Genomic DNA, 20,360 nt, shown 5'->3' on the forward strand with positions numbered 1-20,360 from the left:
CCCAACGCCGGGCCGGTCGAGGCAAGCGCCGCCGGCGCCCTCGGCATCCGACTGGGCGGCGTCAACCGCTACGAGGGCCACGTCGAGGATCGTGGCGAACTCGGCGACGGACGCCCCGCCACCGTCTCCGACCTGCCCCGGGTCGCCCGGCTGTCCCGCATCGTCGGGGCCGCCGCGCTGGCCGCGAGCGTCGTGGTGGCCCTGGGCGGCCGGCGTGGCTGACCCCACCGTGCCTGTCAGGGAGGGGGCGCGCGGGCTGCTGATCGGCGGCACGACCTCCGACGCGGGCAAGTCGCTGCTGACCGCGGGCGTCTGCCGGTGGCTGCGGCGGATGGGCATCGACGTCGCGCCGTTCAAGGCGCAGAACATGTCGAACAACTCGATGGTGTGCCCCGACGGCACCGAGATCGGGCGGGCCCAGTGGGTGCAGGCCCTCGCCTGCGGGCTGGTCCCCAGCGCCGAACTCAATCCGGTGCTGCTCAAGCCGGGCACGGACCGGCGCAGCCACGTCATCCTCTCCGGGCGCCCCGCAGGGGAGCTGCGCGCCCGCGAATGGGCCACCGGCCGTAAAGAACTCGCCCGCGAGGCGTTCGCCGCGTTCGAGCGCCTGGCGGCCAAGCACGAGGTTGTCGTCGCCGAGGGAGCCGGCAGCATCGCCGAGGTCAACCTGCGCGAGGGCGACTACACGAACCTCGGGCTGGCGCGTGCCGTCGGCCTACCGGTCGTTGTCGTCGGTGACATCGACCGCGGGGGAGTGCTCGCCGCGATGTACGGCTCGTGGGCGCTCCTTGACGACGCCGACCGCGGGCACCTGAAGGGCTGGATCGTCAATAAGTTCCGCGGTGACGTCGATCTGCTGCGGCCTGGGCTGGAGGTCGTCGAATCCCGCACAGGTCTCCCGGTGTTCGGCGTCATGCCGTACCTGCGCGACGTGTGGCTCGACGGCGAGGACGCCCTGACCCTCGGCGCGTGGCAGGCCCGCGGAGCCGGCGCTGCGAGCGCGACCGAGGGAGAGGCGAGCGGTCCCGGAGAGGGAGCGAGCGCCCTCCGGGTCGCGGTCGTCGCGTTCCCCCGGCTCAGTAATGCGACGGACATCGACGCCCTGGCCGCCGAGCCGGGCGTACCCGTCGACCTCGTGGACCGACCCGAACACCTCGCCGGAGCCGACCTCATCGTGCTCCCCGGCAGCCGCGCCACCCTCTCCGACCTGGGCTGGCTGCGCGAGCGCGGACTGGCCGAGGCCGTGACCGCGGCCGCCGGGAGGGGAGTGCCGGTATTGGGGGTGTGCGGCGGATACCAGATGCTCGCCGAACGCATCGTCGACAAGGCCGCTGTCGAATCCCGAACCCCCACACAGGCACCCGGGCTCGGCCTTCTCCCGATCGAGGTTGTCTTCGAAGCCGACAAGCACACCCGAGTCGTCACCGGCGAGTGGCGCGGGCACCCGGTGGAGTCATACGAGATCCACCACGGCGTCGTCCATCGATCGCACACTGAAGTGGGCAATAGCGGGTCGGAGATCGTGCCGTTCCTCGACGGCTGGCAACGCGACACCGTCTTCGGCACCACCTGGCACGGCGCCTTCGAGAACGACGCCTTCCGCCGCGCCTACCTCACCGAGATCGCGAACCGCACCGGCCGTTCGTGGACCGCCACGAGCGCCCCCGGCTTCCGCGCCCAACGAGAGCAGATGCTCGAGCGTCTAGCCGACGCGGTCGCCGAACACCTCGACACCGACGCTCTGCTCCGCCTCCTGCGCCTCTGAGGTCCGGCCGACCCTGTGCCCTCGCCGACAGGCAGATTCAGACGCCGAAGGTGGCGTTGCGCAGGGCCTCGACCGCCTCGGCCTCGCCTTCAACGTCGACCTGGGCGACGGCTGCGCGGCCGAAGCCGTAGAGGATCAACTCGCTGGGCTCGCCGCGCAGGACGACGGTGCCGAGCTTCGTCGGGCCCTTGACTGCGCGCCGGCCGTGCTCGGGCGTGACCAGAACGATGCCGACGGGGGAGCGGCGGAAGAGCAGCTGACCCATCTGGCCCAACCGCGACCACAGGGCCTCCTGCTCGCTGTGGTCGAGGGCGCGGCGCTGCTCCGGCGTCCAGTCGGGGGCGGCGCGCAGCAGGTCCTCGTGGTGCACGTAGAACTCCAGCAGGTTCACCGCGTCGTCGACGCCCGGCAACCGGGAGGGGGACCAGCCGGGCGGGCCCTCGCGCACCATCTCCACGAGCCCCTCCCACGCGCCCTCGGCGTAGCCATCCTGCACGCGCTGAGTGTGCGCCGCCAGCGGCGGCACGAAGGCGCCGGCCACCGCATCGGGGCGGCGCTCGCGCAGCACGATGTGCGCTGCGAGGTCGCGGCTGCGCCAGCCCTCGCACAGCGTCGGCGCATCCGGCCCTAGGCGCGTCAGGGTCGAGCTGAGGGCTTGTCGTTCGAGCTGGGCAAGTCCGGTCATGGGGCCCATCCTGTCAGCCGCCGCTCGACCTCGCCCGCAGCGGCAACGCCACCCCGGCCTGCTGGGGCAGGCGGGTCGGTGTTGGCAGAATGGCCCGGTGACTACCTCATCCCCTCTGGAGCCGGACGTCGCGGCGCGCCTCAAGCGCGACGGCGACGGGCTGGTGGCCGCCGTCGTGCAAGACGAGGCGACGCGCGATGTGCTGATGGTCGGCTGGATGGATGACGAGGCCCTGCACCGCACGCTGACCAGCGGTCGGGTCACGTTCTGGTCGCGCAGCCGGGGGGAGTACTGGCGCAAGGGCGACACCAGCGGCCACGCGCAGTACGTGCGCTCCGTGCGCCTGGACTGCGACGGCGACGCCCTGCTCGTGCGCGTCGACCAGATCGGCGCCGCCTGCCACACCGGGGCCTGGTCCTGCTTCGCCACCGAGCTGCCGGCGGTGCAGCTACCCGCCGACCAGCGTTCCGCCCGCCAGGCCCCCGAGGCGAGGTCATGACCGGCCCCGACAGCCTGCGCTACGGCCAGACGTGGCCCGACCTCGACGGCTTCCGCGAGCTGGCGCAGGGGCGTCGCGTCATCCCGGTCATGCGCCGCCTGCTGGCCGACGCCGAGACCCCCGTCGGCGTCTACCGAAAGCTCGCCCGCAACCTGCCCGGCACCTTCCTGCTGGAGTCGGCCGAGCACGGCGGGGTGTGGTCGCGCTACTCGATCATCGGCGCCGCCAGCCGCGCCGTGCTCACCGAACGCGACGGTGAGGCGGTCTGGTTCGGCGACCCGCCGGCCGGCATCCCCACGCGGGGCAACCCGGTCGAGGTGCTGCGCGATGCCATCGCGACCCTGGCCACCGAGCCGATCCCCGGGCTGCCGCCGCTGACCGGCGGCATGGTCGGCTTCATCGGCTACGACGCCGTGCGGCGCTGGGAGAAGGTACCGACGACCGCCCCCGACGAGCTGCGGCTGCCGGAGCTGGCGATGATGCTGGCCACCGACGTCGCCGTGCTCGACCACGCCGACGGGTCGCTGCTGCTCGTGGCCAACGCCGTGAACTTCGACGACACGGACGAGCGCGTAGACGACGCCTGGGCCGACGCCGTGGCCCGCCTCGACCGCATGACCGCCCAGCTCGCCGAGCCCGCCGACAGCACCGTCGCCGTGCTCGATCCCGTCGACATCCAGCCGCGCAGCAACGAGACCCGCGAGCACTACGAGCAGCTGGTCGAAGAGGGTAAGGAGGCGATCCGCGCCGGCGAGGTCTTCCAGGTCGTGCTGTCGCAGCGCTTCTCGATGCCGTGCACCGCCGACGCGCTCGATGTCTACCGGGCGTTGCGGACCGCCAACCCCAGCCCCTACATGTACCTGGTGCGGTTGACGACCCCGGACGGGCGGCCGTTCGAGATCGTCGGCTCCAGCCCGGAGGCGCTCGTCAAGGTCGAGGGCAGCAAGGTCATCACCCACCCGATCGCCGGCTCGCGGCCGCGCGGGGCCACCCCCGAAGACGACGTGCTCTACGCCAAAGATCTCTTCGAGGACCCCAAGGAGCGCTCCGAGCACGTGATGCTCGTCGACCTGTCCCGCAACGACCTGCAGCGAGTCTGCGAGCCCGGGTCGGTGGAGGTCGTCGACCTCATGAGCGTGCACCGGTACAGCCATGTCATGCACCTGGAATCGACGGTCGTCGGGCGCCTCGCCCCCGGCCGCACCGCCTACGACGTGCTGGCCGCGACGTTCCCCGCCGGCACCCTCTCCGGGGCGCCCAAGCCGCGCGCCCTGCAGCTGATCGAGGAGATGGAGGCGAGTCGTCGCGGCGTCTACGGCGGAGTCATCGGCTATCTCGACGTGCACGGCGACCTCGACATGGCCATCGCGATCCGCACGGCCGTGCTGCTCGACGGTGTCGCGCACGTGCAGGCCGGAGCCGGAATCGTCGCCGACTCGGTGCCCGCCACTGAGTACGAGGAGACGGTGAACAAGGCCGCCGCGGTCGTCCGCGCCGTCGCCGCGGCCTCGGGTCTGCGGGCGCCGTGACGCAGCCCCAGCCCTCCTCGCAGCCTGCCGCGCGACGGCGGACCGCACCCGGAACCGCCCGGAGCCGGGGTGTGGCGCTGGCCGCCGGCTTCGGCGGCGGGGCGCTGCTGGCCGTCGCCGCGTTGCCGACGTGGGTCGCCGGTGCCGTCGACGATCCGGTGCTCGGTCACCACGTCGCCTCGGGGACCGGCAGCACCCTCGCGCCGGCGGCGGTCGGACTCGGGCTGGTGTGTCTGGCGGCAGTGGTTGTCGCGGCGATTTCCGGGAGGATCGTGCGGCTCGTCGCGGGAGCGCTGATCGTCGCCGGAGCCGGGGCCGCCGCGATCGCGACCGCGCGGGTCCTTGCCGATCCCGCTTCCGCCCTGGCCGGCACCGTCGGCGGCACGCTGGGACGGTCCGGCGCCGCGCCCGTCACCGACGCCGCCCTCACGCCCTGGCCGGTGCTCGCCTTCGGGGGGGCGTTCGTGGCCGTGCTGGGCGGCCTGCTCATCCTCGTGCGGGGCGGCTCCTGGAACAACGGGGCCGGCTCCCGGTACGAGAATCCCGCGAGCGCCACCGGCGCGAGCTCGGGTGCGGCCCCCACCGCGGCGTCGAACACCGCACCCGATGGCCAGGGCGACCCTGGTAGCCAAGGCGACTCCGACGGCCGAGACACGCCGGCCGCGCCTGAGCGCCCGGTGTGCCCGGTGCCGCAACCCCGCCGCGCGCCCGCAGCAAGGCCGTCGACGACTGGGACCGCTTGAGCCGCGGCGACGACCCCACCGCCTGAGCGGCTACCGAAACGGCTCGCCGCCCGCTCGGGTGCAGCGGAGCTGCGGGTCGGGACCCTAAGCGGACACCCAACCTGGCAGAATGGGCGGCGATCACCGCCGCATTTCGCGCTCCGCCGCGCCGACGAGGAGTCCTCAGACATGGCCGAATCCGCCGAGAACACCCGTACGCCCGCCCACGCCGCGCCGGTCGACCCACACGCCGACTCGCACGGGCACAGCACCGCCGCCTGGACCGGCGTGCTCATCATGATCGTCGCGTCCGCGCTGATCAGCCTGGGCATGGTCCTAGGCATCCACGTGCTGTGGATCGTCGGCACCCTGGCCTTCATCGGCGGCGTCGTGGCCTGGATCGTCATGAACAAGGCCGGCTACGGCGACGGCGGCCCCAAGAACACGATGGGTCACTGACCCGCAAAGGCAGAGGCCGCAAAGGCAGACAGGTAAGGCCGGGGCGTCAGCCGCCCCGGCCTTACCTGTGCCTGGGTGTCTCGAGGAGAGCGCACCCGGGGGCGCTCAGACGGTCCGCGGCAAGTCCGTAGGTGATGCGAGGCCGGCCGGCAGGCGGTGGCTGACGGTGCCGATGCCACTGCCGTCGCCGATCTGCACGGGCACGCCCTGCTCCTGCGCGATGCGGTCGAGAATCACGTTGATGCACGCGTTCGTCAAGCGCTGGTCGGGCAGGTTGTAGCAGCGGGCGAACTCGTCGAGGTGTGGGCGCACGGCCTGGAACGCGATGAGGTAGCCGATGCCCAGGATCGTGCCGAGCACGACAGCCAGCCCGCCGCAGACGAGCCCGCCGACCGCGATCCCGCGCCCCGCCCGCTTGCCCCGGTTGCGCGCCGAGGCCGACATCCGCTTCATCGCGATGATCGCCAACACGCAGGCGAACAGGCCGACGACCACGGGGATCAACGGCATCCAGAACGCGAACAGCGCGAGCATCCCGAAAACGAGCGCTGTGATCGCGGTGCCTTTACCCGGGGTGCGAGGCGGCTCGGCGTAGGGGTCGTGACCGTAGCCGTAACCCGCCGGCGCGGGCGGCGGATACCCCTGCCCGTACCCGCCCTGACCGTACCCGCCCTGGCCGTACCCGCCCTGGCCGTAGGCCTCCTGTTGGTAGCCGCCCTGCCCCGGCGGATAGCCGTGACCTTGCTGGCCCTGACTTTGTTGCCCGTAGCCCTGCTGCTCGTAGCCCTGTTGCCCGTAGCCGGCCTGGCCGTAGGACTGCTGCGGATAGGCCTGCGTCTGTTGCCCGCGGCCCGAGTCGGAGTCGGAGCCCGAACTCGGTGGCCGCTGCTGCAGCCGGCGCCCGCCGCCCGAGCCGGGGTCGTCATCGACCCGCATGGGCTGGGTGGCGTCCCAGGGCACCTGCTGCGCACGGGTGGGGTCGGAGTCGTAGTCGCGCCCGTCGTAGGAGGGGTGCGACGTCGAGGCCCCACCGATCGCCTCGGTGGCGGCGGGGTCCGACTCCGCGCCGCGGGGTTTGTGCGAATCCTGCGAGCGCTCGCTCATGGCGCTGCGTCCCTCCGATGGCTGGGCTGCCCGGCCATCGCCCTGCGGTCCGCGCGAAGGGCTGGCTGCTGCTCGTGTCGCCTGCCGCACGGGTCCGCCGGGCGTCGACCGCCGGTCACCGATCAGCCTAACCTCCGCGCGCGGGGTCGCTCGTGGACGAGCGGATTCGGCGCGGCGAGAGCAGCGGGCTAGCCTGAGGCGGTGGCAACCGTTCTCGACGACATCATCGCCGGGGTCCGAGAGGACCTGCAGGAGCGAGCGCGTCAGGTGAGCCTGGACGCCCTCAAGGAGCGCGCCGGCCGGCTGGACCCCGCCAAGGAGGTCCTTGCTGCCCTGCGCGGCCGGTCGGCCGGGGTGCGGGTCATCGCCGAGGTCAAGCGCTCGAGCCCCAGCAAGGGGGCGTTGGCGGCGATCGCCGATCCTGCGGCGCTGGCGGCCGACTACGAGGCCGGTGGTGCCACCGTCGTCTCGGTGCTCACCGAGCAGCGGCGCTTCGGCGGCAGCTTGCAGGATCTCGTCGCGGTGCGCGCCGCGGTCGACATCCCGATCCTGCGCAAGGACTTCGTCGTCACCCCCTATCAGATCTGGGAGGCCCGCGCCCACGGCGCCGACCTCGTGCTGCTCATCGTCGCGGCCCTCAACCAGGACGAGCTCGTCTCCTACATCGAGCGCACGCGTTCGTTGGGTATGACGCCGCTGGTCGAGGTGCACGACGAAGCGGAGGCGGAGCGCGCCCTGGCCGCCGGCGCCGACCTCATCGGGGTCAACAACCGCAACCTCAAGACCCTGGAGGTCGACCGGTCGACGTTCGCGCGGGTGGCCCAAGTGCTGCCCGAGCACGTCGTGCGGATCGCCGAGTCGGGGGTGCGGGGGCCGCACGACGTGTTGGAGTTCGCGCGCGCCCAGGCCGACGCCGTGCTGGTGGGCGAGTGTCTGGTGACCGGGGGAGACCCGCGCAGCGCCGTCGCCGACCTCATTGCGGCCGGGGCCCACCCGTCCTCCCGCGCGCAGAGTGCAAAATACTGACCCAACACCCGCAGTACCGCGGTTCGCACGATGCAGGAGGCGATGACGCCCGCATGACGTCACAAGCACACCCGCCCGAGACCGGCGTCGAACCCGCAGCGGACATCGGCGCAGACCACAGCGACCTGAGTCGCAGACTCGGCGAGGGGGCCAGCCCCGGCATCGGCCGGTTCGGCGCATATGGCGGCCGATACGTGCCGGAGGCGCTGGTCGCGGCCCTCGAGGAGCTCGACGAGGCCCGCCTCAAGGCGGAGGTCGACCCCGACTTCATCGCCGAGCTGACCCGCCTGCAACTGACCTACACCGGGCGCCCGAGCCTGCTGACCGAGGTGCCGCGGTTCGCCGAACACGCCGGCGGCGCCCGCATCTTCCTCAAACGCGAAGACCTCAACCACACCGGCTCGCACAAGATCAACAACGTGCTCGGCCAGGCGCTGCTCACCAAGCGGATGGGCAAGACTAGGGTCATCGCCGAGACCGGCGCCGGTCAGCACGGCGTCGCGACCGCCACCGCCGCGGCCCTCATGGGCCTGGAGTGCGTGGTCTACATGGGGGAGCGCGACACCCAGCGCCAGGCCCTCAACGTCGCGCGGATGCGGCTGTTGGGCGCGCAGGTCGTACCGGTCACGCACGGCTCGCGCACCCTCAAGGACGCGGTCAACGAGGCGATGCGCGACTGGGTCACCAACGTCTCCACCACGCACTACGTGCTGGGCACGGTGACCGGGCCGCATCCCTTCCCCGAGATGGTCCGCAACTTCCACAAGATCATCGGCGAGGAGGCCCGCGCGCAGCTGCTCGCCGAGGTCGGCCGGCTGCCCGACGCGGTGTGCGCGTGCGTCGGCGGCGGCTCCAACGCCATGGGCATCTTCCACGCGTTCGTGCCGGACGAGAGCGTGCGCCTGTTCGGTTTCGAGGCCGGCGGCGAGGGCATCGACTCGGGTAAGCACGCCGCGCGTTTCTCAACCGGCACCCCCGGCGTGCTGCACGGCGCGGCGACCTACCTGCTGCAGGACGACGACGGCCAGACGATCGAGTCGCACTCGATCTCCGCGGGGCTGGACTACCCCAGCGTGGGGCCCGAGCACGCCTACCTGCACGACACCGGCCGCGCGCAGTACCGGCCGATCGTCGATGACGAGGCGATGGAGGCCTTCGGGCTGCTGTGTCGCTCCGAGGGCATCATCCCGGCCATCGAGTCCAGCCACGCCCTAGCGGGCGCGCTGCAGGTCGGCCGCGAGCTGGGCGAGGGCGCAGTCGTTCTCGTCAGCCTCTCGGGGCGCGGCGACAAGGATGTCGACACGGCCGCCCGCTGGTTCGGGCTGCTGGACGAGGCGGACGCGCAGGCGGGGGACGGATCGTGAGTGACGTGACAGTGCAGGCGACGCAGCGGTCGGCGGACCGGTCGACGCGGCTGGAGGACGTGCTGGCGGCGACACGCGGGGCGGATCGGGCGGCGCTCATCGCCTACCTGCCAGTCGGTTTTCCGACCGTCGAGCAGTCGCTGGAGGCGATGGCCGCGGTGGTCGAGGCCGGTGCGGATGTCGTCGAGATCGGCTTTCCCTACAGCGACCCGGTGATGGACGGCCCGGTCATCCAGGCCGCGGCGCAGCGGGCGCTGACCGAGGGCGTGCGGATCACCGACATCTTCGCCGCGGTGCGCACCGTCACGCAGGCCGGCGGCGCCGCGGTCGTCATGAGCTACTGGAATCCGATCCTGCGCTACGGGGTCGACCGCTTCGCCGCCGACCTGGCGGCCGCGGGCGGCAGCGGGGTCATCACCCCCGACCTCATCCCCGACGAGGCCGGCGAATGGCTGGCGGCGGCCGACAAGCACGACCTGTGCCCGATCTTCCTCGTCGCCCCGAGCAGCACAACCGACCGCATCGCGATGACGACCGGCGCCTGCCGCGGGTTCGTCTACACGACGGCCCTCATGGGCGTCACGGGCGAGCGCACGAGCGTCGGTGACGAGGCCGCGACGCTCGTCGCGCGCGTCCGCGCGGCGACCACGGAGTCGGACCTGCCCGTGTGCGTCGGCCTCGGGGTCTCCACCCGAGCGCAGGCCGCGCAGGTCGCCGCCTTCGCCGACGGCGTCATCGTCGGATCGGCGCTGGTGCGCGAGTTGGATCCGTCCAGGCCCTTCCCAGAGGCGCTGGCTAGCCTGCGCACGGCGGCGCAGGAACTGCGCGCCGGGGTGGGGCAAGGACGAGGCGCGGCGTCGCGCAGCTAAGGTCGTCTGCGACCCCCAACGATCGAAATCCCTTGACAGTCAAGGAGTCCCCATGAGTACCGGCCCCCACGACCGGTCCGCACGCCAGGCCAAGATCGACGCGGCCGGCCCCAAGCCCAGCAAGGCCAAGCCGATCCTCGTGGCGGCCGTCGTGCTCGTCACCGTCGCGGCGCTGGCCGTGGCCGTGTGGCTCGGCAACCGCCCGGGCGACGAGCCCACTGCCCGACCGACCGGCACCGCCGCTGCGGGCGACTACCCCCAGGGGGCGACCGGCCCGTCCGGCGGCATCGTCGTCGAGGCTGCCAATGCCGGCGCGGACCTGCCGACGCTCGACATCTACGAGGATTTCCAGTGCCCCGGCTGCCAGAGCATGGAGCGCAGCCTGGGCCCGACGATCAAGGAGATGGCCGAGAGCGGGCAGATCCGGGTCGTTTACCACATGAAGACGTTCCTTGACCGAAACCTCAAGAACGACGCGTCGATGCGCGCGGGCAATGGTGCGGCCTGCGCGGCCGACGCCGGGCATTTCCAGGCCTTCCACGACCAGGTCTACGCCAACGCGCCGACCAGTGAGGGGCAGGGCTGGACCAACGAGCAACTCGCGCAGTTCGCGTCGTCCGCCGGTATGACCGGTGACACCTTGGCGACGTGGCAACAGTGCTTCGACAACGGCACCTACAACGGCTACCTGCAGCAGGTTGAAGAGACCACGGCTCAGGACGGTGTCGAGAGCACCCCCACGCTGCGCCTCAACGGTGAGAACCTCGACCTGCGGCAGATCGCCTCGATCGAGGACTTCCGCGCCAAGCTGCTGGCCGCCGGCGGCCAGTGAGCATGATCGTGTCTTTCGGTGCGGCGGCTGGGGCGACCCTGGCCGCCGCACCGCTGACTGCCGGGGCCGCCCTCTCCGCGGCGCTGCCGATGGAGATCCCTAGCCCAACTCAGGGTGTCTGGTTCATCGGGCCACTGCCGCTGCGCGCGTACGCGCTGTGCATCCTGGCCGGCATCGTCGTGGCCGTTTGGTGGACCCAGAAGCGGCTCGAGGCCCGCGGCGGGCAGCCCGGCCAGGTGCTCGACGTCGCGATGTGGGCGGTGCCCTTCGGCATCGTCGGCGCGCGGCTCTACCACGTGATCAGTTCGTACCAGCCGTACTTCGGCCCCGAAGGCCGCCCGCTGGACGCCCTGAAGATCTGGGAGGGGGGCCTGGGCATCTGGGGCGGAGTGGCCCTCGGCGCCGTCGGCATGTGGATCGGCTGCCGCCGCCACGCCGTGCGCTTCGCCGACCTGGCCGACGCCATCGCACCGCCCCTGCTCGTCGCCCAGGCCATCGGCCGGTTCGGCAACTACTTCAACAACGAGCTCTACGGCGCCCCCACCGACCTGCCGTGGGGCCTGCAGATCCACGCCTGGAACCACGCCCTCGGGCGGGCCGTCGTCGACGCCGACGGCAACCCGGTGGTGCTCGGCACGTTCCACCCGACGTTCCTCTACGAGGCACTGTGGTGCGTGCTCGCCGCCGCCTTCCTCGTGTGGCTGGAGCGGCGCGTAAAGCTGCCCCGCGGCGGGCTTGCGGCCTGCTACCTCATGGCCTACACCCTCGGCCGCGTCGTCATCGAGAACGTGCGCATCGACGAGGCCAACCACATCCTCGGCCTGCGGGTCAACGTGTGGACCTCGATAGCCGTCTTCGCCCTCGGGGCGCTGCTCCTGCTGCGGCTGCGGCGGACCCAGCGCAACGAGCAACGCAGTGAGGATCAGCGCGAGGATCAGCGCGGCGACCAGCGCAGTGACGACCAGCGCGACGACCAGCGCGACGACGAGCCGCATTCGTTGGGTTGACGCCTTCGCGGGGCTGACTCGAATCTTGTCGGTGGGCACTGGCAGTATGGCGCCCGCTGATCCTCCGCCTTCGCACCGACCGTCGCAAGGGCACGTAGGTCGGTGCCCGACGCTGGAGAGCGACCCTCTCCAGAAAACGGTCGTATCACGATATGAAATCGTCCGTGTCGGATGACGGGACGCCACGGGTATCCTGAGCGGGACCTCGTGCGCAGGCCACCGTCGCCCTTCGCGCATTCGCCGGTTCATCCGGCACCTGGCCAGTAACTATCCAAGGACGGTGGTCGCCGATGTCCGGTCCCCTCTTCTCGTCCCAGCCGCCGGCGCAGGGGCTCTACGACCCCGCGTTCGAGCACGACGCATGCGGTGTCGCCATGGTGGCGACCCTGCGTGGCACCGCCGGGCACGACATTGTCGAGCATGCCCTGACGGCACTGCGCAATCTCGACCACCGCGGCGCCACCGGGGCCGACCCGCGGGTCGGTGACGGCGCCGGCATCCTCATCCAGACTCCCGACGCGTTCTTCCGCGACGTCGTGGGCGATCTGGGCATCGAGTTGCCCGCCGCCGGGGGGTACGCCGCTGGCATGGCCTTCCTGCCGCGCGAAGACGACCATCGCGCACAGGTCGTGCAGGCCATCGAGCAGATCGCGCAGGAAGAGGGACTGCGGGTGCTCGGGTGGCGCGACGTGCCCGTCGATCGCGACCTCGTCGGCGACATGGCCCGCGACGTCATGCCCCACTTCGCGCAGCTCTTCGTCGCCCCGCAGGACGCCGCCGTGCGCGGCCTGCCGCTGGAGCGCCTCGCGTTCTGCGCCCGCAAGCGCGCGGAGAAGGAGGCCGACGTCTACTTCCCGTCGCTGTCCTCCCGCACCCACGTCTACAAGGGCATGCTCACCACGGGCCAGCTCTCGGAGTTCTTCCCCGACCTGCTGGACGAGCGGATGGCCACCGAGCTCGCGCTGGTCCACTCGCGGTTCTCGACCAACACGTTCCCGAGCTGGCCGCTGGCCCACCCCTACCGACTCATCGCCCACAACGGCGAGATCAACACGGTGCGCGGCAACCGCAACTGGATGCACGCCCGCGAGAGCCTGCTGGCCACCGACCTCATCCCCGGCGACCTGAGCCGACTGTTCCCCATCTGCACCCCCGGCGCCTCCGACTCCGCGACCTTCGACGAGGTGCTGGAGTTGCTGCACCTGGGTGGCCGGTCGCTGCCGCACGCGGTGCTCATGATGATCCCGGAGGCGTGGGAGAACCACACCGAGATGAGCCCGTCGCGGCGCGCCTTCTACGAGTTCCACGGGTCGTTCATGGAGCCTTGGGACGGCCCGGCCTGCGTCGCCTTCACCGACGGTTCCCTCGTCGGGGCGGTGCTCGACCGCAACGGCCTGCGCCCCGGGCGCTGGTGGGTCACCGACGACGGCCTCGTCGTGCTCGCCTCCGAGGCGGGCGTGCTCGAGATCGAGGACGAGCACATCGTGCGTCGCGGGCGCCTGAAGCCCGGCCGCATGTTCCTCGTCGACACGGCGGCCGGCCGGCTCATCGAAGACGACGAGATCAAGAGCCAGTTGGCCGCTGAGCACCCCTACGAAGAGTGGGTGCAGACCAAGGTGCAGCTCGAGCAGCTGCCCGAGCGCGAGCACATCTTGCACACCGCTTCGTCGGTGGCCCGGCGCCAACAGACCTTCGGGTACACCCAGGAGGAGCTGCGGATCATCCTGTCGCCGATGGCCCGCACGGGCGTCGAGGCGCTCGGCTCCATGGGCACCGACACCCCGATCGCCGTGCTCTCCTCGCGGCCGCGGCTGCTGTTCGACTACTTCAGCCAGCTGTTCGCGCAGGTCACCAACCCGCCGCTGGACGCCATCCGCGAGGAGCTCGTGACGAGCCTGGGCACCTCGCTGGGCCCGGAATACAACCTGCTCGACGCCACCCCCGAGCACTGCGGCCAGATCGTGCTGCCGTTCCCCGTCATCGACAACGACGAGCTCGCCAAGATCGTGCACCTCGACGAGGACGACTTCGCCGACATCGACGGCCCGAACCGCACGGCCGTCATCTCCGGGCTGTACGAGGTCGCCGGCGGCGCCACCGCGATGAAGTCGCGCCTGGAGATGATCTTCAAGGAGGTCAGTTCGGCCGTGGCCCGCGGCGCGGCCTACATCGTGTGCTCCGACCGTGACTCCACGGCCGAGCTCGCGCCGATCCCCTCGCTGCTGCTGACCGCCGCCGTGCAACACCACCTGATCCGCACCAAGGACCGCACCCGCGTCGGCCTGGTCGTCGAGGCCGGCGACGTGCGCGAGGTGCACCACGTCGCGCTGCTGATCGGCTACGGCGCAGGCGCCGTCAACCCCTACCTGGCGATGGAGACGGTCGAAGACCTCGTCCGTCGCCGCGGCATCACCGACGTCACCGCCGAGAAGGCCGTGGCCAACCTCATCAAGGCGCTCGGCAAGGGCGTGCTGAAGGTGATGTCGAAGATGGGCATCAGCACATCGGCCTCCTACCGCAGCGCGCAGGTCTTCGAGTGCGTCGGCCTGAGCCAGGACGTCGTCGACGCCTACTTCACGGGCACCACGAGCCGGCTCGGTGGGGTGGGTCTCGACGCGATCGCCGCCGACGTCGCCGCCCGGCACGCCCAGGCGTTTCCCAAGGACGGCATCAGCCCGAGCCACCGCGTGCTCAACATCGGCGGCGAGTACCAGTGGCGCCGCGAGGGCGAGCCGCACCTGTTCGACCCGGAGACGGTGTTCCGCCTGCAGCACAGCACGCGCAACCGCCGCTTCGACATCTTCCAGCAGTACACGCAACGGGTGAACGACCAGTCCAAGCGACTGATGACGTTGCGCGGCCTGTTCGAATTCGACTCCGACCGGCCCAGCATCCCGGTCGAGGAGGTCGAGCCGATCGCGCAGATCGTCAAGCGGTTCAACACCGGCGCGATGAGCTACGGGTCGATCTCGCGGGAGGCGCACGAGACGCTCGCGATCGCGATGAACCGCCTCGGCGGCCGTTCCAACACCGGCGAGGGCGGCGAGGACCCCGATCGGCTCGTCGATCCGGAGCGGCGCTCGGCGATCAAGCAGGTCGCCTCCGGCCGGTTCGGCGTCACCTCGCTGTACCTGACGCACAGCGACGACATCCAGATCAAGATGGCCCAGGGCGCCAAGCCCGGCGAGGGCGGCCAGTTGCCCGGCCCCAAGGTCTACCCGTGGGTCGCCAAGACGCGGCACTCCACTCCGGGCGTCGGGCTCATCAGCCCGCCGCCGCACCACGACATCTACTCGATCGAGGATCTGGCGCAACTCATCCACGACCTCAAGAACGCCAACCCCAGCGCCCGCATCCACGTCAAGCTCGTCTCCGAGGTCGGCGTCGGCACGGTCGCCGCCGGCGTGTCGAAGGCGCACTCGGATGTCGTGCTGATCTCCGGCCACGACGGCGGCACCGGCGCCTCGCCGCTGACCTCCCTCAAACACGCTGGCGGGCCCTGGGAGCTCGGCCTGGCCGAAACCCAACAGACGCTCATCCTCAACGGTCTGCGCGACCGGATCGTCGTGCAGACCGACGGGCAGCTCAAGACCGGCCGCGATGTCGTCATCGCCGCCCTCCTGGGCGCCGAGGAGTTCGGCTTCGCGACCGCACCGCTGGTGGTCTCCGGCTGCATCATGATGCGCGTCTGCCACCTCGACACCTGCCCGGTGGGCGTCGCGACGCAGAACCCCGAGCTGCGGGCCCGGTTCACCGGCAAACCCGAGTTCGTCGAGACGTTCTTCGAGTACATCGCCACCGAGGTCCGCGAGCTGCTCGCGCAGCTGGGCTTCCGGTCCATCGAGGAGGCCGTCGGGCAGTCCTCGGTCCTGGCCAAGTCCGCGGCGATCGACCACTGGAAGACCGCCGGGCTGAACCTCGAGCCGATCTTCGCCGAGGCCGTGCCCACCGACGCCCAGACCCGCTACTGCTCCCAGACGCAGGACCACTCGCTGGACAAGGCGCTGGACAACGAGCTCATCGCGGCGGCGGCCCCGGCCATCGAGCGCGGCGAGCGGGTGCAGATCGAGACGACGATCCGCAACGTCAACCGCACGGTCGGGACGATGCTGGGCCACCACGTGACCAAGGCGCACGCCGATGGGCTGCCCGACGACACCATCGAGGTGACGCTGACCGGCCGCGCCGGGCAGAGCTTCGGGGCGTTCGTGCCCCGCGGCATCACCCTGAAGCTGATCGGCGAGGCCAACGACTACGTCGGCAAGGGCCTGTCCGGCGGCCGGGTCATCGTGCGTCCGCCGGCCGCCTCACCGGCGCTCGCCGAGGCCAATGTCATTGCCGGTAACGTCGTGGCCTACGGCGCGACCAGCGGCGAGATCCATCTGCGCGGGCAGGCCGGTGAGCGGTTCTGCGTGCGCAACTCCGGGGCCACCGCCGTCGTCGAGGGCGTCGGCGACCACGGCTGCGAGTACATGACCGGCGGCACCGCCCTGATTCTCGGGCGCACCGGGCGCAACTTCGCGGCGGGCATGTCCGGCGGGGTCGCCTACGTGCTCGACCTCATCGCCGAGCGAGTCAACCCCGAACTGGTCGACGTGCTGCCACTGCGCCCGACCGATCTCGACGTCGTCGCCACGCTGCTGCGCCGGCACGTCGATGCGACCGACTCCAGCGTGGCGGCCGACCTGCTGGCCGACTGGCCGGCCCAATCCCAGCGCATTTCGCTGGTGCTGCCGCGCGACTACCAACGAGTCCTCGACGTGCGGGCGGCCGCGCAACAGGAGGGCCTGGACCTGGACGGCACCCAGGTGTGGAACCGGATCATGGAGGCATCCCGTGGCTGACCCCCGAGGCTTTCTGAAGCACCGCGAGCGGGAGCTGCCGGCGCGCCGGCCCGTACCCGTGCGCATCCAGGACTGGCGCGAGGTCTACCAGGCCCAGCCCGTCGACGAGCTGCGCCAGCAGGCGGGGCGCTGCATGGACTGCGGCATCCCCTTCTGTCACTCCGGCTGCCCGCTGGGCAATCTCATCCCGGAGTGGAACAACTTCGCGTGGCAGGGCCGCTGGCCCGAGGCCATCGAGCGGCTGCACGCGACGAACAACTTTCCCGAGTTCACCGGCCGGCTCTGTCCGGCGCCGTGCGAGACCGCCTGCGTGCTCGGCATCAACCAGCCGGCGGTGACGATCAAGCAGGTCGAGGTCACCACGATCGACCGGGCCTTCGACGACGGCCGGGTCGTGCCGGTGCCCCCGGAGCGGCTCTCGGGGCGCACCGTCGCGGTCATCGGCTCCGGCCCCGCCGGCCTGGCCGTCGCCCAGCAACTCACGCGGGTCGGGCACACCGTCGCGGTCTTCGAGCGGGCGGACAAGCCGGGCGGCCTGCTGCGCTACGGCATCCCCGAGTTCAAGATGGAAAAGCACGTGCTCGACCGGCGGCTCGCGCAGATGCGCGCCGAGGGCACTCGCTTCCGCAACGGCGTCGACGTGGGCGGCGACGTCACCGGCGCCCAGCTGCGCCGGCGCTACGACGCCGTGGTGCTCGCGGTCGGCTCGACCCTCCCGCGCGGGCTGCCGGTACCCGGGGCCGACCTCGAGGGCGTCGTGCAGGCCATGACCTACCTGCCGCAGGCCAATCGAGTGGCGCTCGGCCAGGAGGTTCCCGACCAGATTCTGGCCACCGGTAAAGACGTCGTGGTCATCGGCGGCGGCGACACCGGTGCCGACTGCATCGGCACGGCGCACCGCCAGGGCGCCCGATCGGTCACCTCGCTGGAGATCATGCCCCGGCCGGGGGAGGACCGGGCCGACGCGCACCCGTGGCCGACCTACCCCATGCTGTTCCGCGTGGCCAGCGCCCACGAGGAGGGCGGCGAGCGGGTGTACGCCGCGAGCACCAAGGAGATCATCGGCGACGACAAGGGCCGGGTCGGGGGCCTGCGGCTCGTCGAGGTGCGGATGGAGGACGGCCGTTTCGTCGAGGTCGAGGGCTCCGAGCGGGTCATCCCGGCCCAGTTGGTGCTGCTCGCGATGGGCTTCCTCGGGCCCGAGCGCGCGGGCATCGTCGAACAGCTGGCGGTCGAGTTGGACGACCGCGGCAACATCCGCCGCGACGACAGCTACATGACCAGCGTGCCCGGCGTGTTCGTCGCCGGCGACGCGGGCCGCGGTCAGTCGCTCATCGTGTGGGCGATCGCTGAGGGACGCAGCGCCGCCCACGGCGTCGACGCCTGGCTCACCGGCGGCTCCACGCTCCCGCGGCCGATCGCACCGACCGAGCGGCCGCTGACGGTCTAGCCCGACGCGGCACCCAGACGCGGCACCCAGGCGCACCACCTAGACGCACCACCTAGACGCACGAGACCCGGCGGCTCACCATCCGAGCCGCCGGGTCTCGCGTGTCGGTGATCGCGCCCCGCGTGTCGCTGGTCGAGTGTGGCGGCCGGGTTCGCGCAACCGCTAGTTCACTTAGGCGCCGCCCAGCGTCCATCTGGCAGGCCTGAATCGAGACAGCCAGAAGGTGAACGTCTTGCGCTAACCGCCTCTCCTGTGCGGTGCAGGTCGAAAAGGGCCATACGATGGAGGTCATGCGTCGCGCCAAGATCGTCAGCACCCTAGGTCCAGCAGTTTCCAGCCCCGACAAGATCCGTGCCCTCGTCGACGCCGGCATGGACGTCGCCCGAATCAACCGCTCGCACGGTAGTCACGAAGAGCACGCCCAGCAGATCCAGTGGGTCCGGGACGCCAGCGAGGCCTCCGGCCGCGCGGTAGCCGTTCTCGTCGACCTGCAGGGCCCCAAGATCCGCACCACTCGTTTCTCCGGCGGCCCCGTCAACCTGGCCGTCGGTGACCCCTTCACCATCACGACCGTCGAATGCGACGGCACCAAAGACCGCGTCGGCACCACCTTCAAGGGCCTGTGCGGCGACGTCCGCCCGGGCGACCTGCTGCTCATCGACGACGGCAAGATCACGCTCCGCGCGGTCGAGGTGACCGACACCGAAGTGCGCACCGAGGTCGTCGAGGGCGGCATCGTCTCCAACAACAAGGGCATCAACCTGCCCGGCGTCGCCGTCAGCGTGCCCGCCCTCTCCGAGAAGGACGAGGACGACCTGCGCTGGGGTCTGCAGCAGGGCGCCGACTTCATCGCCCTCTCGTTCGTGCGGGACGCCCGCGACATCGAGCGCTGCCACGAGATCATGGAGGAGGAGGGCATCCGCCGGCCGGTCATCGCCAAGATCGAGAAGCCGCAGGCGGTGGCCAACCTCGTCGAGATCGTGCGTGCCTTCGACGGCATCATGGTCGCCCGCGGTGACCTGGGCGTCGAGATGCCGCTGGAAGAGGTGCCGCTCGTGCAGAAGCGGGCTGTGGAGCTGGCTCGTCGACACGCCAAGCCCGTCATCGTCGCCACCCAGGTGCTGGAGTCGATGATCGAGAACTCCCGACCCACCCGCGCCGAGGCCTCCGACTGCGCCAATGCCGTGCTCGACGGTGCCGACGCCATCATGCTCTCGGGCGAGACCTCGGTCGGTGCCTGGCCGATCGTGGCCGTCAAGACGATGGCTCGCATCATCGAGAACACCGAGGACCACGGCCTCTCCCGCATCCCCCCGCTGGGCACCCTGCCCTCGACGACCGGTGGCGCGGTCACCCGGGCCGCGGCGGAGATCGGCGAGTTCTTGCACGCCAAGTACCTCGTGGTGTTCACCACCTCGGGCGACTCAGCCCGCCGCATGTCCCGGGTGCGCCCCGAGTTGCCGATGCTCGCTTTCTCGCAGGACCCCCAGACTCGGCGTCGCCTGGCGCTGACGTGGGGCATCACGACGTACGACGTGCCCGATGTCGACGAGATCCAAGAGCTCGTGCACGACGTGGACCGCATCCTCATCGATGAGGCCCGCTGCGAGGAGGGCGACGTGCTCGTCGTCGTCGGTGGCACCGCTGCGGGTGTCACCGGATCTACGAACATGCTGCAGGTGCACCGCGTCGGCGCCGGCCGCTGACCGCCGAACGCGCTAACGGCGACGCGCCGGTCTGAGCCGCCCCCGCTGTCGGGGTTGTTCAGACCGGCGCGTTATGCTCTGCGTGGTTCGCCCGCCGGGGTGGTGGAATGGCAGACACGGGGCACTCAAAATGCTCTGACCTCACGGTCGTGCGGGTTCAAGTCCCGCTCCCGGCACCACAACAACGTTGCTGTACGCAGTGAATAAGTTGTCTTGCGAAAACTTGGACGTCCTAGTTTCGCTGCCCCCGCGGGATTCGGGTCGTCGGCGCAGCTTAGGCTAGCTGTCGTGACTTCAGCGCAGACCCCCGCAGCGGGCGACTCCGACACGCCCAAGGCAGCACCGACGCCCGAGTTCTCCGGCGGGCGGGAGGCAGCCGATGCGGCGAAGCCCGGCAAGGGCGCGGCGGCCAAGAAGGCGAGCACCAAGAGCGCGGTGGCCAAGAAGACCACGAAGGCCACTAAGGCCACGAAGGCCAAGGCCGCCGACTCCGATGCCC

At 71.2% G+C, this 20,360-nt stretch carries 16 protein-coding genes and 1 tRNA gene; 15 read left to right on the forward strand and 2 right to left on the reverse strand.

Going from position 1 to position 20,360, the window contains the following annotated elements; genetic code table 11:
- Positions 1-222: cobalamin biosynthesis protein (locus KILIM_RS01890; RefSeq protein ID WP_006590916.1), on the forward strand; the 222-nt coding region annotated here is incomplete at its 5' end.
- A 7-nt stretch (positions 223-229) separates the two neighbouring features.
- Positions 230-1,765, forward strand: coding sequence for a cobyric acid synthase (locus KILIM_RS01895; protein WP_040561919.1), 1,536 nt, complete (start codon positions 230-232; stop codon positions 1,763-1,765).
- 37 nt (positions 1,766-1,802) lie between these two features.
- On the opposite strand, the gene KILIM_RS01900 is transcribed toward KILIM_RS01895, so the two are convergent.
- Positions 1,803-2,450 carry a TIGR03085 family metal-binding protein gene (locus KILIM_RS01900; RefSeq protein WP_006590918.1) on the reverse strand — a complete coding sequence of 216 codons (648 nt, stop codon included), beginning with the start codon at positions 2,448-2,450 and terminating at the stop codon, positions 1,803-1,805.
- A 97-nt stretch (positions 2,451-2,547) separates the two neighbouring features.
- On the opposite strand from KILIM_RS01900, the gene hisI reads away from it, so the two are divergent.
- The 4 genes from hisI (at position 2,548) to KILIM_RS01920 (ending at position 5,659) form a co-directional block, all read left to right on the forward strand.
- Positions 2,548-2,949, forward strand: coding sequence for a phosphoribosyl-AMP cyclohydrolase (gene hisI, locus KILIM_RS01905; protein ID WP_006590919.1), 402 nt, complete (start codon positions 2,548-2,550; stop codon positions 2,947-2,949).
- Positions 2,946-4,478, forward strand: coding sequence for an anthranilate synthase component I (locus tag KILIM_RS01910; RefSeq protein WP_006590920.1), 1,533 nt, complete (start codon positions 2,946-2,948; stop codon positions 4,476-4,478). The genes hisI and KILIM_RS01910 overlap by 4 nt, the downstream gene beginning before the upstream one ends.
- Before the next feature lie 71 nt (positions 4,479-4,549).
- Positions 4,550-5,221, forward strand: coding sequence for a Trp biosynthesis-associated membrane protein (locus tag KILIM_RS21950; protein ID WP_006590921.1), 672 nt, complete (start codon positions 4,550-4,552; stop codon positions 5,219-5,221).
- A 168-nt stretch (positions 5,222-5,389) separates the two neighbouring features.
- Positions 5,390-5,659, forward strand: a complete 270-nt coding sequence (locus tag KILIM_RS01920; RefSeq protein WP_006590922.1) for an HGxxPAAW family protein — start codon at positions 5,390-5,392, stop codon at positions 5,657-5,659.
- A 105-nt stretch (positions 5,660-5,764) separates the two neighbouring features.
- On the opposite strand, the gene KILIM_RS21955 is transcribed toward KILIM_RS01920, so the two are convergent.
- The gene (locus KILIM_RS21955; RefSeq protein WP_006590923.1) at positions 5,765-6,763 is read right to left on the reverse strand and encodes a DUF4190 domain-containing protein; all 999 of its coding nucleotides are present in this window, start codon (positions 6,761-6,763) and stop codon (positions 5,765-5,767) included.
- A gap of 201 nt (positions 6,764-6,964) precedes the next feature.
- On the opposite strand from KILIM_RS21955, the gene trpC reads away from it, so the two are divergent.
- The 9 genes from trpC to KILIM_RS01970 all read left to right on the forward strand — a co-directional run bounded on the left by trpC (position 6,965) and on the right by KILIM_RS01970 (position 20,040).
- Entirely contained in the window at positions 6,965-7,789 is an 825-nt protein-coding gene (gene trpC / locus KILIM_RS01930; protein WP_006590924.1) for an indole-3-glycerol phosphate synthase TrpC, read from the forward strand.
- 53 nt (positions 7,790-7,842) lie between these two features.
- Positions 7,843-9,153, forward strand: a complete 1,311-nt coding sequence (gene trpB / locus KILIM_RS01935) for a tryptophan synthase subunit beta (RefSeq protein WP_006590925.1) — start codon at positions 7,843-7,845, stop codon at positions 9,151-9,153.
- A complete protein-coding gene (gene trpA, locus KILIM_RS01940; protein ID WP_006590926.1) occupies positions 9,150-10,022 on the forward strand; it encodes a tryptophan synthase subunit alpha in 873 nt (290 codons plus the stop codon). The genes trpB and trpA overlap by 4 nt, the downstream gene beginning before the upstream one ends.
- 52 nt (positions 10,023-10,074) lie before the next feature.
- Positions 10,075-10,854 (forward strand): DsbA family protein, encoded by a 780-nt coding sequence (locus tag KILIM_RS01945; RefSeq protein ID WP_006590927.1) that lies wholly within the window; start codon positions 10,075-10,077, stop codon positions 10,852-10,854.
- A 2-nt stretch (positions 10,855-10,856) separates the two neighbouring features.
- Complete coding sequence (gene lgt, locus KILIM_RS01950) at positions 10,857-11,861, forward strand: prolipoprotein diacylglyceryl transferase (RefSeq protein WP_006590928.1); 1,005 nt, start codon at positions 10,857-10,859, stop codon at positions 11,859-11,861.
- Positions 11,862-12,151: 290 nt separating this feature from the next.
- Positions 12,152-16,705 carry a glutamate synthase large subunit gene (gltB, locus tag KILIM_RS01955; RefSeq protein ID WP_006590929.1) on the forward strand — a complete coding sequence of 1,518 codons (4,554 nt, stop codon included), beginning with the start codon at positions 12,152-12,154 and terminating at the stop codon, positions 16,703-16,705.
- Positions 16,698-18,155, forward strand: a complete 1,458-nt coding sequence (locus tag KILIM_RS01960) for a glutamate synthase subunit beta (protein ID WP_006590930.1) — start codon at positions 16,698-16,700, stop codon at positions 18,153-18,155. Before gltB ends, KILIM_RS01960 begins: the two co-directional genes overlap by 8 nt.
- Positions 18,156-18,445: 290 nt before the next feature.
- On the forward strand, positions 18,446-19,861 hold the full coding sequence (gene pyk / locus KILIM_RS01965) for a pyruvate kinase (protein WP_040561932.1): 1,416 nt from the start codon (positions 18,446-18,448) through the stop codon (positions 19,859-19,861).
- A 93-nt stretch (positions 19,862-19,954) separates the two neighbouring features.
- Positions 19,955-20,040 (forward strand) — tRNA-Leu (locus KILIM_RS01970).
- The last annotated feature ends 320 nt before the right edge of the window (positions 20,041-20,360 follow it).

This window comes from Kineosphaera limosa NBRC 100340 (assembly GCF_000298215.1).
In the GTDB taxonomy this organism is placed as follows: domain Bacteria; phylum Actinomycetota; class Actinomycetes; order Actinomycetales; family Dermatophilaceae; genus Kineosphaera; species Kineosphaera limosa.